The 15,739-nt window shown below is 64.4% G+C and carries 12 protein-coding genes and 1 pseudogene; 1 reads left to right on the forward strand and 12 read right to left on the reverse strand.

The annotated features are described in order from the left end of the window. The first annotated feature begins 7 nt into the window (after positions 1–7). Entirely contained in the window at positions 8–1,540 is a 1,533-nt protein-coding gene (locus AB4Y36_RS05115) for a PLP-dependent aminotransferase family protein (RefSeq protein WP_368682465.1), read from the forward strand. On the opposite strand, the gene AB4Y36_RS05120 is transcribed toward AB4Y36_RS05115, so the two are convergent. The 12 genes and pseudogenes from AB4Y36_RS05120 to AB4Y36_RS05175 form a co-directional block, all read right to left on the reverse strand. Then, positions 1,488–2,462: an aldo/keto reductase gene (locus AB4Y36_RS05120; protein ID WP_368682466.1), complete on the reverse strand. Its 975-nt coding sequence runs from the start codon at positions 2,460–2,462 to the stop codon at positions 1,488–1,490. The genes AB4Y36_RS05115 and AB4Y36_RS05120 overlap by 53 nt on opposite strands. A gap of 115 nt (positions 2,463–2,577) precedes the next feature. Next, positions 2,578–3,882 carry an NAD(P)/FAD-dependent oxidoreductase gene (locus AB4Y36_RS05125; protein ID WP_368682467.1) on the reverse strand — a complete coding sequence of 435 codons (1,305 nt, stop codon included), beginning with the start codon at positions 3,880–3,882 and terminating at the stop codon, positions 2,578–2,580. Beyond that, positions 3,882–5,174: an NAD(P)/FAD-dependent oxidoreductase gene (locus AB4Y36_RS05130; protein ID WP_368682468.1), complete on the reverse strand. Its 1,293-nt coding sequence runs from the start codon at positions 5,172–5,174 to the stop codon at positions 3,882–3,884. The genes AB4Y36_RS05125 and AB4Y36_RS05130 overlap by 1 nt, the downstream gene beginning before the upstream one ends. A 62-nt stretch (positions 5,175–5,236) precedes the next feature. Beyond that, positions 5,237–6,817, reverse strand: a complete 1,581-nt coding sequence (locus AB4Y36_RS05135; RefSeq protein WP_069261586.1) for a DUF3138 family protein — start codon at positions 6,815–6,817, stop codon at positions 5,237–5,239. A 113-nt stretch (positions 6,818–6,930) separates the two neighbouring features. Continuing rightward, complete coding sequence (locus AB4Y36_RS05140; protein WP_069261587.1) at positions 6,931–7,845, reverse strand: ABC transporter permease subunit; 915 nt, start codon at positions 7,843–7,845, stop codon at positions 6,931–6,933. Beyond that, a complete protein-coding gene (locus AB4Y36_RS05145) occupies positions 7,842–8,813 on the reverse strand; it encodes an ABC transporter permease subunit (RefSeq protein WP_368682469.1) in 972 nt (323 codons plus the stop codon). The genes AB4Y36_RS05140 and AB4Y36_RS05145 overlap by 4 nt, the downstream gene beginning before the upstream one ends. A 13-nt stretch (positions 8,814–8,826) precedes the next feature. Beyond that, positions 8,827–9,915: pseudogene (locus AB4Y36_RS05150) on the reverse strand (ABC transporter ATP-binding protein); the annotation flags it as partial. A 313-nt stretch (positions 9,916–10,228) separates the two neighbouring features. Next, positions 10,229–11,350 (reverse strand): polyamine ABC transporter substrate-binding protein, encoded by a 1,122-nt coding sequence (locus AB4Y36_RS05155; RefSeq protein WP_069261590.1) that lies wholly within the window; start codon positions 11,348–11,350, stop codon positions 10,229–10,231. A gap of 75 nt (positions 11,351–11,425) precedes the next feature. Continuing rightward, on the reverse strand, positions 11,426–12,868 hold the full coding sequence (locus AB4Y36_RS05160) for an aspartate aminotransferase family protein (protein ID WP_368682470.1): 1,443 nt from the start codon (positions 12,866–12,868) through the stop codon (positions 11,426–11,428). Positions 12,869–12,888: 20 nt separating this feature from the next. Next, the gene (locus tag AB4Y36_RS05165; RefSeq protein ID WP_069261872.1) at positions 12,889–14,223 is read right to left on the reverse strand and encodes a glutamine synthetase family protein; all 1,335 of its coding nucleotides are present in this window, start codon (positions 14,221–14,223) and stop codon (positions 12,889–12,891) included. A 31-nt stretch (positions 14,224–14,254) separates the two neighbouring features. Beyond that, positions 14,255–15,064, reverse strand: a complete 810-nt coding sequence (locus tag AB4Y36_RS05170; RefSeq protein ID WP_368682471.1) for a gamma-glutamyl-gamma-aminobutyrate hydrolase family protein — start codon at positions 15,062–15,064, stop codon at positions 14,255–14,257. Positions 15,065–15,342: 278 nt separating this feature from the next. Then, the gene (locus AB4Y36_RS05175) at positions 15,343–15,567 is read right to left on the reverse strand and encodes a hypothetical protein (protein ID WP_236596917.1); all 225 of its coding nucleotides are present in this window, start codon (positions 15,565–15,567) and stop codon (positions 15,343–15,345) included. Positions 15,568–15,739: the final 172 nt, after the last annotated feature.

Genomic DNA, 15,739 nt, shown 5'->3' on the forward strand with positions numbered 1-15,739 from the left:
CACGGGTTTGGACTACGCGTTGATGATGACCGCCTATGCGAAGCGCGCCGTGCGCAAGCTCACGCAGCAGGACCTGCTTTACGAGAGCCTGCGCCGCGCGATCCTCGACGGCGATATTGGCCGCGGCACGCGCCTCGCGTCGAGCCGCGCGCTCGCGGAGCAGCTAGGCATCGCGCGCAACTCGGTGCTCTATGCGTATGAGCGGCTCGTGGAAGAGGGCTTCGTCAGCGCGACGCGCCACGGTTCGGTCGTCAACGCGGTCAGCGCCGGTGCAGTCGCAACCCCGGCCCAGACCACGCAGCGCGAAGAACCCGTGCCTGCGCTTGCGCGCCGCGTGCGCGAACTGCCGCCGCGCCGCGCGGGCCGCGACGGCTCGAAGGCGCTGCGCCCAGGCGTGCCCGCGCTCGACGCGTTTCCTTACGCGCAATGGCGCACGGCGGTCGAACGCGCGCTGCGCGAGTTGCGCGCGCACGATCTCGGCTATGGCGACAGCGCGGGCATGCCCGCACTGCGTCAGGCAATCGCGCAATACGTACGCGTGTCGCGCGGCGTGCGCTGCCAGCCCGACCAGGTGTTCGTCACGGACGGCACGCAGTCGAGCCTCGACCTGTGTGCGCGTCTCTTCGCGGACGAGGGCGAACGCGCGTGGATCGAAAATCCGGGCTACCTCGGCGCGCGCGTGGCGTTCACGGCCGCGGGGCTGCAACTCGTGCCGATGAGTGTGGATGCGGCGGGCATGTCGACGCGCCCCGAGGACTGGCGCGAGAGGCCGCCGCGACTCGTCTATCTCACGCCGTCGCACCAGTATCCGCTGGGCTGCGTGCTGAGCCTCGAGCGGCGGCTCGCGCTGATCGAGCAGGCGCGCGCGTGCGGCGCGTGGATCGTCGAGGACGACTATGACAGCGAGCTGCGCCACGACGGGCCGCCGCTGCCGTCGATCCAGGGCCTCGCCGACGACGCGCCCGTAATCTATCTCGGCACCTTCAGCAAGACGCTGTTTCCGGCGCTGCGCATCGGCTTCATGATCGTGCCGCAGCGTGTGGCCGCGCAGTTCGCGCAGGCGCACCACACACTCGTGCGCCAGGGGCGCGTGGCGGAACAACTGGCGCTGGCCGAATTCATCGAAAGCGGACGTTACGCGCGCCATTTGCGGCGCATGCGCAAGCTCTACGAAGAGCGCCGCGACGGTCTGGTCGCCGCCATCGACAAACATCTGGCCGGCGTGATGACGGTGTCGGCGGACGCGGGCGGCATGCATTTGAGCGTACGCCTCGACGCGCCGCTCGCCGACGCCGATGTGAGCGAAGCCGCGCGCGCACACGGCCTGCATCTTTCGCCGCTGAGCGCGTATTGCGTCGATGCCCCGGACGCCGCGCGCTACAACGGCTTCCTGCTCGGCTATGCGGAAACGCCGCCGCAGGTCGCCGACGCGCTCATGCAGACGCTCGCGCGCATCGTGCGCGAACGTCTGCCAGCGGCTTCATCGCTTATTGGTGGCCCGCAATCACATGCGGCAGATACGGCGCTTCGAGTGTCTTGATCTCTTCGTCGGAGAGCTTGAGCGAAAGCGCCGCCACAGCGTCTTCGATGTGCTGCGGCTTCGACGCGCCGATGATCGGCGACGTGATGGCGGGCTTGTGCAACAGCCACGCGAGCGCGACCTGCGCACGCGGGACGTTGTGCGCCCGCGCGATGGTGGCGACCGCATCGATGATGGCCTTGTCCGCATCGGCGCCGTAGAGCGTCTTGCCGAACTTGTCGGTGGCCTCGCGCTCGCTCGATTCGTTCCAGTCGCGCGTGAGGCGGCCGCGCGCGAGCGGGCTCCATGGCATGACGGCAATGCCCTGGTCGGCGCACAGCGGCAGCATTTCGCGCTCTTCCTCGCGATACAGCAGGTTCACGTGGTCCTGCATGCTGATGAACTCGGTCCAGCCGTTCAGGCGCGAGGTGTAGAGCGCCTTGCTGAACTGCCACGCGTGCATGGAAGAAGCGCCGATATAGCGCGCCTTGCCGGCCTTCACGACATCGTGCAGCGCTTCGAGCGTTTCTTCGATGGGCGTGTTGTAGTCCCAGCGATGGATCTGGTAGAGATCGACGTAATCGGTGCCGAGGCGCTTGAGGCTATGGTCGATTTCCGTGAGGATGGCCTTGCGCGACAGGCCCTGGCCGTTCGGGCCGGGTCGCATGCGGTTGTACACCTTCGTGGCGAGCACGATGTCGTCGCGCTTGACGAAGTCGCGCAGCGCGCGCCCGACGATCTCCTCCGAGGTGCCGTCCGAATAGGTGTTCGCGGTGTCGAAGAAGTTGATGCCGGCGTCGAGCGCCTGGCGGATGAGCGGGCGGCTGGCGTCCTCGCCGAGCGTCCACGGGTGCGCGCCGCGCTCGGCCACACCGTAGGTCATGCAACCGAGACAAAGACGCGAAACCTGCAGCCCTGTCGAGCCGAACCTGACGTAATCCATTGCTGGTGCTCCTTGCGAATACGCGTTTCAAGCAGAGGAAGTGCGTGCGCCGCGCGAGCGCGGCGGACTTTCGCAAGGGTATAACAGGCCGGCGGAACGTGCAGGGCGTGCCGCGTCAGAACATTTCCATCACACGGTGGTAGAGCATGCCGATTTCGAGCGCGGGCCGCCGCCACGCGGGGCCGCCGGGGAAGCGCGCGTGCCGCAGCTGCGCGAACAGATCGAACGAGGCGCGCTCGCCGACGATGGCCTGCGCAACGAGACGCCCCGCCATGCCCGTGAGCGCCACGCCGTGCCCCGAAAAGCCTTGCACATAGTAATAATTCGGGTCGATCGCGCCGAAGTCGGGCGCGCGGTTGCGCGTGACATCGACGAAGCCGCCCCATGCGTATTCCACGCGCGCACCGGCGAGCTGCGGGAAGGTATCGCTCATGCGCGTTTGCATGGCCGCTGTAAGGCGCTCGGGCGCGGCACCGGTCGAATCGGCGCGGCCGCCGAACAGCATGCGGTTGTCCGCCGAGACCCGGAAGTAGTCGAGAAAGAAGTTGTTGTCACATACGGCTGAACGTTGCGCGATCAACGAGTCGGCCAGCTCGCGCCCCAGCGGCTCGGTCGCGATGATGTACGAGGCGATGGGCGCGATACGCGCGGCCACGCTGCCGGGCAGCACGCCGCCCGGCGCGGCGTTGCAGCACGACACCACGAAGCTGCAGCGTACTTCGCCGTGCGTCGTTCTGACCACGGGCCGCGCGCCGCGTACGACTTCGAGCGCACGCGTATGCGCGAAGAGTTGCGCGCCTTCGCGGCGCGCTGCGTCGGCGAGGCCAAGACAGTACTTGAGTGGATGCAGATGCCCCGAGACGGGATCGTAGACCCCCGCGATATAACGCTGCGACGCCACCCGTGCGCGCGTGGCGTCGGTGTCGAGCCATTCGAGTCGATCGTAGCCCCAGCGCGTGCGTGCGGCGTCCATCCATGCGCGTAGATCGGGCACGCGCTTCGTTTTCGTCGCAACGGTCAGATAGCCCGGCGTGAAGTCGCAATCGATGCCATAGCGGGCGATGCGCTCGCGCACGAGGTTCACGCCCTCGATGGAGAGCGCCCACGCCGCACGTATGCCTTGCGCGCCGAGTTGCTTTTCGAGCACTTCGTCTTTCGCAAAGCCCACGAGCGTCTGCCCGCCGTTGCGGCCCGAGGCGCCCCAGCCGGGACGATGGGCGTCGAGCACCACGACCGAAAGGCCGCGTGCGCGGCACTCCAGCGCGACCGAGAGTCCGGCGAAGCCCGCGCCGATCACACAGACGTCGGCGTCGAGCGTGCCTTCGAGCACGGGGTCGTCGTCGGCCGGGCGCGTGGCGGTGGCTTCGTAGTACGAGTGGCGGGCGAGGGCGCCCGCCTGGGCGTCGAGGTCGAGTGTCATCAAAGCAGGTCCTTCATCCGATACCACGCCATCGCGAGCACGAGGGCAGGGGTTCGCAGTGTAGCGCCGCCCGGGAAATCGCGGTGACGGATCTTGCCGAACAGGTCGAAGCGCGCGGCCTGGCCGTGGATCGCCTCGGCGATCAGCGTGCCAGCGAGTCCCGTGACGTTCACGCCGTGACCCGAGAAGCCCTGCGCGAAGTACACGGTGGGCGAGAGGCGGCCGAAGTGCGGCGCGCGGTTCATTGTGATGTCCACGTAGCCGCCCCACGCGTAATCCACCTTTACGTCGGCGAGTTGCGGAAACGTCTTCAGCATGTCGCGGCGCATGGCTTCGCCCAGATTGGGCGGTGCGAAGGTGGAATAGCTCACCTTGCCGCCCCAGAGCAGGCGCGTGTCCGCAGCGGGACGGAAGTAGTCGAGCACGAAGCGGCTGTCGCATACGGCAGCCTGGGCGGGCATCAGCGCATTCATGCGTTCGGCGCCGAGTTTTTCGGTGGCGATCACATAAGTGCCCACGGGCATGATCTTGCGCGCGAGCGCGGGAGCGAGATCGCCCAGATACGTATTGCATGCGAGCACGACGAACTTCGCGCGCACGCTGCCACGCGCGGTTTCGACCACATGCGCACCGTTTTCTTCGCGCAGTCGCGTGACAGGGCTGTTTTCGTACACGCGCACGCCCGCTTCGATCGCCGCGCGCGCGAGCCCGAGTGTGTAGTTGAGCGGATGCAGATGCCCGCTATCGGGATCGTAGAGGCCGCCCGGATAGCGCGACGACGCGACGTAGCGTCCCACACCGTCGCCGTCTACATACTGGAACCGGTCGTAGCCGAAGCGCTGCGCCGCCTCGTCACGCCAGCGCTTGAGCGCATCCACGTCGCGCGCCTTGTTTGCGGCGGTGAAATAGCCCTCCGTGAGCGCGCAGTCGATGTTGTGCTGCTTGACGCGCCGCTTCACGATGTCGAGCGTCTCCAGGCCCATGTCCCAGATCTGCCGGACCTCCGCTTCGGGCATGAACTGCGCGAACGTGTCGATATCGCAGGCAAAACCGCCGATCAACTGCCCGCCGTTTCGCCCGCTTGCGGCCCACCCCACTCGCGAGGCTTCCACGAGCGCGACGCGGTGGCCGCGTTCGGCGAGATTCAGCGCGGCGGAAACACCCGTGAGGCCCGCGCCGACCACGCAGACATCGGCATCGAGCACGCCTTCGAGCGCGGGGTGCGTGGTCGAGTCGTGGGCGGTGGCCGCGTACCAGGACGGGGCATGAGGCTGATTGGCGAATTTGAGCATAACGGAAAGCGAATCGGGAAACAGCGGGCGACAGCACGAGGCCGCCGCCCGCCGCGACTTCATCAGAACGAGTAGATGAACTGCGCGCCCAGCAAGTCGTTGCTCTTGCTGTACGAGCCGTCGCTGTTCAGGAACACGCGCTGCGTGGCCCAGTCGTGGCGATATTCCACCTTCACCTGGATCTGCTGCGTCGGGAAGAACAGCAGGTCGAGCGCGACGTCCTGACGTGTTGCACCCTTGCACTCGAAGCCGAAGCCGCCGCCGGCCTTCGAGTTTGCCAGGCAGTCCGCACCAATGCCGAAGCCGTTGGCCGTATCCATGCCGTTCGAGTTGAGCACGATGCCGCCGCCACCACCGCCGTTCTTGCCGTTCGCGAGCAGGTCGTAGCGCGCCGTCACGCCCATGCGGCCCACCACCGGTGCGAAGAACTTGCGGTGCGCGAGCAGTGAGAAGCCGTACCACTGCGCGTTGCCGCCGTTGAATGCCGCGCGCTGCTGCTGGCCGTAATCGACTTCGGCGTTGTACTGGATGTCCGCGAGCGTGTAGCTTGCGTCCACTTCGCCGAAGAAGAAGTAGCCGCCCGAGCTCGATGCCTGGCCACCCACGCCGTACACGGCCTGACCCGTCGTCGAATCGAACGCGCTCGGCAGCGTCTGGCGGCCGATGTTGAACGAGCCGCCGATGTCGAGTGCGCTAGACCACGTGTAGTCGGCTCGCGCCGTGAACGTCGGGATCCTGTTGCTCGTGGTGATCGGGTCGCCCAGCGCGTTCTGGCCCGTCTGCACGACCGCGCCATTGGTGCGGTACTGCTCGTTGCCGATCATGAACTTGAACGCCCACTGGCTGCCGCTCGGTGTGTAGTTCCAGCCGATACCCACATAGCTGCCCGGATCGGAGAAGTCGTAGAGCAGGTTATGCGTGAGCGTGAGCATCTGGTTGGACTGCTGCACCTCGTAGCCGCCAAAACTCGGCATGAGACCGGCGACGAACGTGCCCGTGGCAGTCACCGGCACAGTAACGACTGCCGTGTTCAGGATGTTGTTGCCAATTTCGCCGTGCTCGTTCTGCAGCAGCGTGATGCCGTTGCCGCGGTTGGGCATGAGCGTGATTTCGGCCGAAGGCGCCATCGGGCCCACGCCGAAGGTCTTCTTGATGTCGAGATAGACATCGCCGAACGTGCTGTTGAAGTAGTTATACGAACCCGTGTGGTTCGCGAACAGGAACGACGAGGTGCCCGGTGCACGGTTGTAGATGTACGTCGGGTCGATGTAGCCGGTGATCGACAGGCCCGCGAGCGGACCGGTGTTGGCGGCGTCGGTGAGCGAATCGACCTTGAGCTGCTGGTTCGCGATCTGCTGCTTCATCGCATCGACCTGGTCGTTGGTCAGGTTCGCCTGCGCCTTGCCGTAGTCGGGCGAGCTGATGTCGACCGGCGCTGCTGCGGCTACGGGTGTCACCGGTGCTGCGGCTACCACCTTGCCGCTGCTCTTCGACTGTGCCAGCTCGGTCTTCAGGGACTTGACCTCTTTTTGCAGGGCGTTGAGCTGCTCCTGCAGGGCCTTGATCTGTTCGCTGGTCGAGTCGGCAAAAGCGAGCCCTGGCAACGCCCCGGCCACCAGCAGACAGATTAACTTCTTCTTCATTGGAATTCTCCTTGTTGGTCGTTAATACAGATACTTCGGCGTGTGGCTGGGGCGCGGCGGGCGGCGCGCACCGCCACCCGCACGGGTCGCATAGGCTTCTTATGGATTGCTCGTCACGCCGCGCGCCGTCCGATCGGCGCACCCACCGCGCCGGCAGGGGCGGCGGCTGGCGTGACGGCTTCGGCGGCATCGGGCTGGACGAAGGCGAGCTGCATGTCGCGCATACGCTTCTTCTCGCGTGCGCTCATCAGCTGGTTCACGGCGATCACGCCGATCGTCACCGCGCTGATGAAGAGCGTGGCGAGCGCGTTCATCTCCGGGTTCAGGCCGAGACGTACGCGCGAGAACACGACGAGCGGCAGCGTGGTCGAGCCCGGTCCGGAAAGGAACGCGGACAGCACGAGGTCGTCGATCGAAAGCGTGAACGAGAGCAGCCAGCCCGAGAGCAGCGCCTGCGAGATGAGCGGCAGCGTGATGACGAAGAACACCTTGAGCGGCGTGGCGCCGAGATCGAGCGCGGCTTCCTCGAGCGACTTGTTCATCTCCTTCACGCGCGACTGCACGATGATCGCGACATACGACACGCACAGCATCACGTGGCCGATCCACATGGTCAGTACGCCACGTCCCTTTGGCCAGCCGAGCAACTGCTCCATTGCAACGAAGAGGAGCAGCAGCGAGATGCCTTGAATGACCTCGGGAATTACGAGCGGCGCGTTGATCATGCCCGCGAAGAACGCGAAGCCCCTGAAGCGGCCCATGCGGGCGAGCACGTAGCCGGCCCATGTGCCGATCGCGACAGAGGCGAACGCGGTCATCAGACCGATTTTCAGCGACAGCCACGCGGCGCTGAGCAGTTCGTCGTCCTGCAGCAGGGCGGCGTACCACTTCAGCGAGAAGCCCGACCAGACGGTGACAAGCTTGGACTCATTGAACGAATAAACGACGAGGCTGACGATCGGGATATACAGGAACAGCATGCCGAGCGTGAGCACCCCTGCGGAGAGTGCGCGATTGGGCTTGATCATTTGCGGTCCTCCAGTTCCTTGACCTGGTTGTGCTGGAAGAGAGCCATCGGCACGAGCAGCAGCAGCACCATCGCGACGGTGACGGCGGACGCCATAGGCCAGTCCATGTTGTTGAAGAACTCGTCCCACATCACGCGGCCGATCATGAGCGTGTCGGCGCCGCCGAGCAGTTCGGGAATCACGTACTCGCCCACGGCGGGAATGAACACGAGCAGGCTGCCCGCGATGATTCCGTTCTTCGAGAGCGGCAGCGTGATCCGCGTGAAGGCCACCCAGGGCTTCGCGCCCAGGTCGTAGGCGGCTTCGAGCAGCGTGAGGTCCATCTTCACGAGGTGCGCGTAGAGTGGCATCACCATGAAGGGCAGGTACGAATAGACCATGCCGATGTAGACGCCCGCGTCGCTGTGATAGAGACGCAGCGGAGAGTGGATCAGGCCGACGGCCATGAGCGCGTGGTTGAGGAGTCCGTCGTCCTTGAGAATGCCGATCCACGCGTACACGCGGATCAGGAACGAAGTCCAGAACGGCAGCATCACGGCCATCATGAGCAGGTTGCGTGTGGCCGGGTTCGAGCGCGCGATGTAGTAGGCGATGGGGTAGCCGATCAAGAGGCAGAAGATCGTCGAGACTGCCGCCATCTTCAGCGAGCTGATGTACGTGGCGATGTACAGGCTGTCCTGCAGCAGGAACGCGTAGTGGCCCAGTTGCAGCGCGAAGTGCACCACGCCGTCCTTCATCTCGACGAGATTCGAGTAGGGCGGTACGGCCATCACCTGGTCGGCGAAGCTGATCTTCAGCACGAGCACGAACGGCAGCGCGAAGAACAGCGTGAGCCAGATGAACGGCACGCCGATCACGGCGGTGCGGCCCGAGGGCACGAAGCGCGAGAAGAAGCGCGCGAGCGCGCCCCGGCGAGCGTCTGCGGCGGCGCGGCCTGAGCCGGGCGTGGCGGGAATGGTGGTACTCATGATGGAGGTCTCCTTACTGCGTGAGCACGACGCCGCTGGCCGGCGACCAGGACACGTAGACATCGTCGTTCCAGGCGGGCGCGCCATCGTTCATGAGGTGCGAGCTGGAGAGGTTCGAGACGACCACCTTGCCGCCCGGCAGACGCACGTGATAAAGCGAATAGCTGCCCATGTAGGCGACATCCGTGACCACGCCGCGCGCCCAGTTGTGCGGCGTGCCGGGCTTCTCGCGCGTTACGCGCACGCGCTCCGGCCGCACCGAAATACCCACGGGCATGCCGAGCGGGCCGGTCACGCCGTGGCTCACGTACATGCGCGTTTCGAGGTCTTCGCTTTCCACGAAGATGTGATCGGGCTCGTCCTCGACGACCTTGCCTTCGAACAGGTTGGTCGAGCCGATGAACTCGGCCGAGAAGCGGCTGTTGGGGAATTCGTAGACTTCGCCGGGCGAGCCGATCTGGACGATGCGGCCTTCGCTCATCACGGCGAGGCGGTTGGCCATGGTCATCGCCTCTTCCTGATCGTGCGTGACCATCACACAGGTGACATCGACTTTCTCGATGATGTTCACGAGTTCGAGCTGGGTCTTCTGGCGGATCTTCTTGTCGAGCGCCGACATCGGTTCGTCGAGCAGCAGGAGCTTGGGGCGCTTCACGAGCGAGCGCGCAAGCGCCACGCGCTGCTGCTGGCCGCCCGAAAGCTGATGCGGTTTGCGCTTGGCGTAGCGGCCCATCTGCACGAGGTTGAGCGCGTCGGCCACGCGCTCGCGAATTTCGTTCTTCGGCACGCCTTCCTGCTTGAGGCCGAACGCGACGTTCGACTCCACGCTCATGTGCGGGAAGAGCGCATACGACTGGAACATCATGTTGACGGGGCGGCGGTACGGCGGCAGCGACGCGAGATCTTCGCCATCGACGAAGATGCGGCCCGACGTGGCCGTTTCGAGGCCCGCGAGCATGCGCAGCAGGGTGGACTTGCCGCAGCCCGAGCTGCCGAGCAGCGCAAAAAGCTCGTTCTTGGCGATGTTCAGGTTCACGTTGTCCACGGCAGTGCTATCGCCGAACTTCTTGACGACGTTTTCGATGCGCACGAACGCATCGTTCGTTGCCGGGGTCGCGTTGGCGCGCGAAGCTTCTGGGGCGTTGACTTTGGACGTCGAATTCATGATCTGACCTTGGTTCCTTTCTGATCGCAGTACACGTTTTTCAGGCGCGAGCCGGCCTGCACGGGGCGCTGACGCGACTCGCGATTAGTACTGCGAACGGAGCTCGGAAAAGGCTCGCGCGCGTCGTCAAAGCAGGGGGGCGGCGCTGCGCGGCCTGACTTCGGAATTGCGTACTTCAGGCGGAGAGGGGTCGAGCGATCCCTCTTCCGCGTCGTCTCCTTCTTGTTTCCTTCAGGGGGGAATCAACGCGTCAGTGGCCGGTCTTCAACTGGGCCCACAGACGGTTTTCAAGGCGCAGGATGTCGGCCGGCATCGGCTTCATCAGCGTCATCTTCTTGAGCACGTCTTCCGACGGGTACACCGTCGCGTCCTGCGCGACTGCCGGCGTGACGAACTGGCGTGCGGCCTTGTTCGCCGTCGGGTAGAACACTTCGTTGGTGATCTGCGCGTTGACCTTCGGATCCGAGATGTAGTTGATCCACTTCATCGCGTTTTCGGGGTGCGGTGCGTCCTTGGGTATGACCATCACGTCGAACCACAGCAGACCGCCTTCCTTCACGTTCGAGAATTTGACGTCGTACGAGCGCTTGGCTTCTTCGGCGCGGCGGTGCGCGATGCCGACGTCGCCCGACCATGCCACGGCAACGCAGATATCGTTGTTCACGAGGTCGTTGATATAGCCCGACGAATTGAACTGGGTGATATACGGGCGGACTTTCTTCAGCACTTCGAATGCGGCTTGATAGTCCGCGGGGTTCGTGCTGTTGGGGTCCTTGTGCATGTATTGCAGCGTCGCGGCGAACACGTCAACGGCCTGGTCGAGGAACGACACGCCGCAGCCCTTGAGCTTCGAGAGATTTTGCGGATCGAACACGAGCGCCCAGCTATCGACCGGCGCGTTCGGCCCGAGCGCCTTTTCCACGGCCTGCTTGTTGTAGCCGATGCCATCGGTGCCGAACGCCCAGGGCACGCCGTACTGGTTGCCCGGGTCCGCGTCTGAGATCATGTGCATGAGCACGGGATCGAGGTTCGCGAGGTTGGGGATCTTCGATTTGTCGAGCTTCTGGTAGACACCCGCCTGAATCTGCTTGGCCATGTAATTCGAGGTGGGCACGACGATGTCATAGCCCGAGCTGCCGGCCAGCAGCTTGGCCTGGAGCGTGTCGTCGCTGTCGTAGTTGTCGTATTTGACCTTGATGCCCGCTTCTTTTTCGAAGTTCGGGATCGTGTCTTTCGCAATGTAGTCGGACCAGTTGTAGACGTTCAGATCGCCGTCTGCCGCGTGCGCTGGCGCGCTGGGAATGGCCGTGAGGCCTGCACACGCTGCGAGGGCCGCGATCGCGACCGCATGACGAAGATGACTAACACTCATGTTGCTTTCCCCTGAAGATGAAGATCGGCGGGAGGCCCAGCACCCCGTTGCGCCGCCCGCCGTGGACAAGTCGCGTTAAGAAAGACCCAGTTGTTGCGCGGTTTGGTCGATGGCCTTCTTCGCCTTCGACACGATTTCATCGATTTCGCCGCGCGTGACGACGAGCGGCGGCGAGAGCAGCATGCGGTCGCCCGTGGCACGCATGATGAGGTTGCCGTTGAAGCAGAAGTCGCGGCACAGCGTGCCCACGTCGCCGCCATTCGCGAAGCGCTTGCGCGCCTTCGGATCTTCGGCGAGCTGCAGGCCCGCCACGAGACCTGCGCCCGAGATGTCACCGATGATCGGATGATTGGCGAACGTCTCGCGCAGGCGTTGCTGGAAGTACGGGCCGGTGTCGTTCTTCACGCGCGTGACGATGCCTTCGTCGCGCAGCAGCTTGAGGTTCGCCACGGCCACGGCGGCGGCGACCGGATGCCCCGAGTACGTGAGGCCATGATTGAACTCGCCGTTCTCGATGAGCGCCTTCGCAATGCGGTCGTGAATGCCCACCGCGCCCATCGGCACGTAGCCGCTCGTGAGGCCCTTGGCCATCGTGATGAGATCGGGCTCGAAGCCGAAGTGCTGATGCGCGAACCACTCGCCGGTGCGGCCGAAGCCGCCGATGACTTCGTCGGCGCACAGCAGGATGTCGTACTTGCGGCAAATGCGCTGAATTTCCGGCCAGTAGGTCGAGGGCGGGAAGATTACGCCGCCCGCGCCCTGGAACGGCTCGCCGATGAAGGCGGCCACGTTCTCCGCGCCCACTTCGAGAATCTTCGCTTCGAGCTGCTGCGCACGCACGAGGCCGAATTCCTCGGGCGACATGTTGCCTTGCGCTTCGCCATAGAAGTACGGCTGGTCGATGTGCACGATGTTCTCGACCTTCGAGGGCATCTGCTCGTGCATGTAACCCATGCCGCCCAGCGTGCCGCCCGCGATGGTCGAGCCGTGGTACGCATTCCGGCGCGAGATGACGACCTTCTTCGACGGCTTGCCTTGCGTGAGCCAGTACTGATGCACGATGCGCAGCACCGTGTCGTTGCCTTCGGAGCCGCTGTTGCAATAGAAGAAGTGGTTGAACGGCTCGGGCGAAAGCTGCGCGAGCAGCGCCGACAATTCGATGACCGGCGGGTGCGTGGTCTTGAAGAAGGTGTTGTAGAAGGGCAGTTCCAGCATTTGCTCGTAGGCGGCGTCGGCCAGTTCCTTGCGGCCATAGCCCACGTTCACGCACCAGAGCCCGGCCATGCCGTCGATGATCTGGTTGCCTTCCGAGTCCCACAGGTACACGCCTTTCGCCTTCACGATCACGCGGCTGCCCGTCTGGTTGAGCGAGCCCATATCCGAAAACGGGTGAATGTGATGCGCGGCGTCCAGCGCGCGGTACTCGCTCGTCGAGCGCGCCGTTCGGCTGGATTGCGCGCGTAGCGTCGTCGGCACTTCCTGCAGCGCGCTGGCCGGGGCGTCGATTCGATAGCTCATTGCTGTATCTCCTTTCTTTTTTACACGTGCAGCAGCAGGTGCTTGCGTTCCCACGAACTGATCACGCGGAAATAGGCTTCGTATTCGGTTTCCTTGAGCGCGAGGTAGGCGCGCACGAACTTCTCGCCGAGGATGTCCTTGAGCGGCTCGCACGAGCCCATCAGCGTGAGGCCTTCCTCGAGATTGCGCGGCAGCTGGTAGGGCAGCGAGTAGCCGTCGCTCACGAGCGGTTCGGTGGGCTTGAGATGCTGCGTCATCCCCAGATAGCCCGCGGCCAGCGTGCCGGCGATCGCGAGGTACGGGTTGGTGTCGACGCCGGGAATGCGGTTTTCCACGCGGCGCGCAGCCGGCGACGAGTACGGCACGCGGAAGCCCACGGTACGGTTGTCGTAGCCCCATGCCACGTTGATCGGCGCGGCCATGAAACGCGAAAGGCGGCGATACGAGTTGATGTACGGCGCGAAGATCGGCATGAGCGCTGGCGTGTACTTCTGCATGCCAGCGATATACGCGTAGAACATGTCCGTGGGCTTGCCGTCCGAACCCGTGAAGAGGTTCTGACCGCTTTCCTCCGAAACGAGGCTCTGATGCACGTGCATAGCCGAGCCCGGTTCGTTCTCCATGGGCTTGGCCATGAACGTGGCGTACATGTGATGGCGCAGCGCGGCTTCACGCACCGTGCGCTTGAAAAGGAACACGCGGTCGGCGAGGTTGAGCGGATCGCCGTGCAGGAAGTTGATCTCCATCTGCGCCGCGCCCACTTCGTGAATCAGCGTATCGACTTCGAGGTCCTGAATATCGCAGTACTCGTAGATGTCTTCGAACAGCGGATCGAACTCGTTCACCGCTTCGATCGAATACGCCTGGCGGCCCGTTTCCGGACGGCCCGTACGGCCGATGGGCGGCGCGAGCGGAATATCCGGATCCTTGTTCATATCGACGAGATAGAACTCGAGTTCCGGCGCGATCACCGGCTTCCAGCCCTTCGCGGCATACAGGTCGAGCACGCGGCGCAGCACGCGGCGCGGCGAGATCTCGACAGGCGTGCCGTCGAAATGCACGCAGTCGTGAATCACTTGCGCGGTGGGATCGACAGCCCATGGAATGATGCGGATCGTCGAAGGGTCGGGCACACACACCATGTCGGGGTCGGTGACGCCGGTGAGGCTTCCGTCCTCGGGGTAGTCGCCCGTTACGGTCTGGATCATCACGGCTTGCGGCAGGCGCATCGCCTCGCCCGATTCGAACTTGCTGCGCGGGATGATCTTGCCGCGCGCAATCCCCGCCATGTCGGGGATGATGGCTTCGATTTCGGTGATGTGGTGCTTCTTCAGGAATTCGTCGATTTCATGCATGATCTTTCTCTCTGTTCTGTATGGGCCGGCATCAGGCGTGGGCGGCGCGCGGCGCATGCGCCACGTCGTGTCCGGCCCCGCCCGGTATTCGGGCCAGCATGTGGTTGCGGCAGGCTTCGCCGAACGTGCGGAAGATAGCGGTGGACAGCGCGTCGTCGGCGTACTTCCATTCGGGGTGCCACTGCACGCCAAGCGAAAAACCGGGTGCGTTCGCAACGCTCACGGCTTCGATAAGGCCGTCGGGTGCGAATGCCTCGGCCACGAGGCCCGCGCCCAGCCGTTCGATGCCCTGACCGTGCAGCGAATTCACGCGTGCTTCGCGCGCGCCGCCCGCAAGCTGTTGCAGCACACCGCCTTCCACGAGCTTCAACGCGTGCGCCGGACCGTATTGCGTGTCGAGCGGATCGTCCTTGTTCTCGCGATGGTCGTCGTAGCGCGCAACGTTGTGCACCTGCTGATGCAGCGTGCCGCCGAACACCACGTTCATCTCCTGGAAGCCGCGGCAGATCGCGAGCACCGGCACGCCGGCCTCGATCGCGGCGCGCAGGAGCGGCAGCGTGGTGGCGTCGCGAGCGGGGTCGTGCAGCGTGCCGCTCTCGCTTGCCGGGCCGCCGTAACGATGCGGCTCGACGTTCGAATAGCTGCCGGTGAAAAGCAGTCCGTCCACGGCTTCGAGAATGTCTGCCGCAGTCTGCCGCTCGCCCAGGGCGGGCAGCACGAGTGCGAGCGCGCCTGCTCCATCCACAGCCGCGGCGATGTACTTCTCGCCGGCAACATGTGACGCGTGCGCTCCCATCATCGTGCGGTCGGCCGTGACGCCAACTAATGGTCTGGTTCGCATGACTAATGATTCGCTTGCTTGCCCGTGCGTAGTGTGTCGGCGCTACGGGCGTGACATGACCTTGCAGCCTTGCGGGACGCAAAACTACAAACCCTGTGTGCTCCGCGCAGCGGCGCTAACGGATGGCGCTGCGCGTGGAGATCATGTAGGCGGTTCGTTTCTTGCCGTTGTGAGGCGCAACGGTGTTCAGGCGTGCGCAGCCACATCGCGAAGGCGCGACAGGACACTTCGCGAACCAACGACGGCGAAGAAAACGAACAGCGCGGGAAGGAGAGGCGCTAGGGCAGAAGCGACGCGACTTCGTCCGTGTGGACGGCAATGAAGGCGCGTGCAGAGACCGAGTTGTGACGCCGAACAGAGCGGCGGGAAAGGATCGTGAAGACGGACAGGAACAGGCGAGAGGCAAGCCTGCCGCTACTGCCGTCGGCGATGGCGGTGCAGTCACTGCGAAGACACCTCGCATGACTACGATCCCACCTCACCAGAGGGCCACGGACTCTCACAATAACACTCGACTGGTTGCGTTGAAAAAGGCGTTTGGTTCAAGCATTCGAGGTCGTCAAATTCAGCGATGCATCAAACATTGAACGACATCGATGTATTGCTTTCCAAACTCAGCCGACTTGCTATGTTCCTCGCATAAAACGCGGTTTTTGCGTTGCAACGCGATAGAAA

The sequence above is a fragment of the Paraburkholderia sp. BR10936 genome (genome assembly GCF_040965735.1).
In the GTDB taxonomy this organism is placed as follows: domain Bacteria; phylum Pseudomonadota; class Gammaproteobacteria; order Burkholderiales; family Burkholderiaceae; genus Paraburkholderia; species Paraburkholderia nodosa_A.

Coding starts and splice junctions, on each gene's coding strand:
- AB4Y36_RS05120 (WP_368682466.1), bottom strand. CDS start 2,462: ATGGATTACGTCAGGTTCGGCTCGACAGGGCTGCAGGTTTCGCGTCTT.
- AB4Y36_RS05125 (WP_368682467.1), bottom strand. CDS start 3,882: ATGACACTCGACCTCGACGCCCAGGCGGGCGCCCTCGCCCGCCACTCG.
- AB4Y36_RS05130 (WP_368682468.1), bottom strand. CDS start 5,174: ATGCTCAAATTCGCCAATCAGCCTCATGCCCCGTCCTGGTACGCGGCC.
- AB4Y36_RS05135 (WP_069261586.1), bottom strand. CDS start 6,817: ATGAAGAAGAAGTTAATCTGTCTGCTGGTGGCCGGGGCGTTGCCAGGG.
- AB4Y36_RS05140 (WP_069261587.1), bottom strand. CDS start 7,845: ATGATCAAGCCCAATCGCGCACTCTCCGCAGGGGTGCTCACGCTCGGC.
- AB4Y36_RS05145 (WP_368682469.1), bottom strand. CDS start 8,813: ATGAGTACCACCATTCCCGCCACGCCCGGCTCAGGCCGCGCCGCCGCA.
- AB4Y36_RS05155 (WP_069261590.1), bottom strand. CDS start 11,350: ATGAGTGTTAGTCATCTTCGTCATGCGGTCGCGATCGCGGCCCTCGCA.
- AB4Y36_RS05160 (WP_368682470.1), bottom strand. CDS start 12,868: ATGAGCTATCGAATCGACGCCCCGGCCAGCGCGCTGCAGGAAGTGCCG.
- AB4Y36_RS05165 (WP_069261872.1), bottom strand. CDS start 14,223: ATGCATGAAATCGACGAATTCCTGAAGAAGCACCACATCACCGAAATC.
- AB4Y36_RS05170 (WP_368682471.1), bottom strand. CDS start 15,064: ATGCGAACCAGACCATTAGTTGGCGTCACGGCCGACCGCACGATGATG.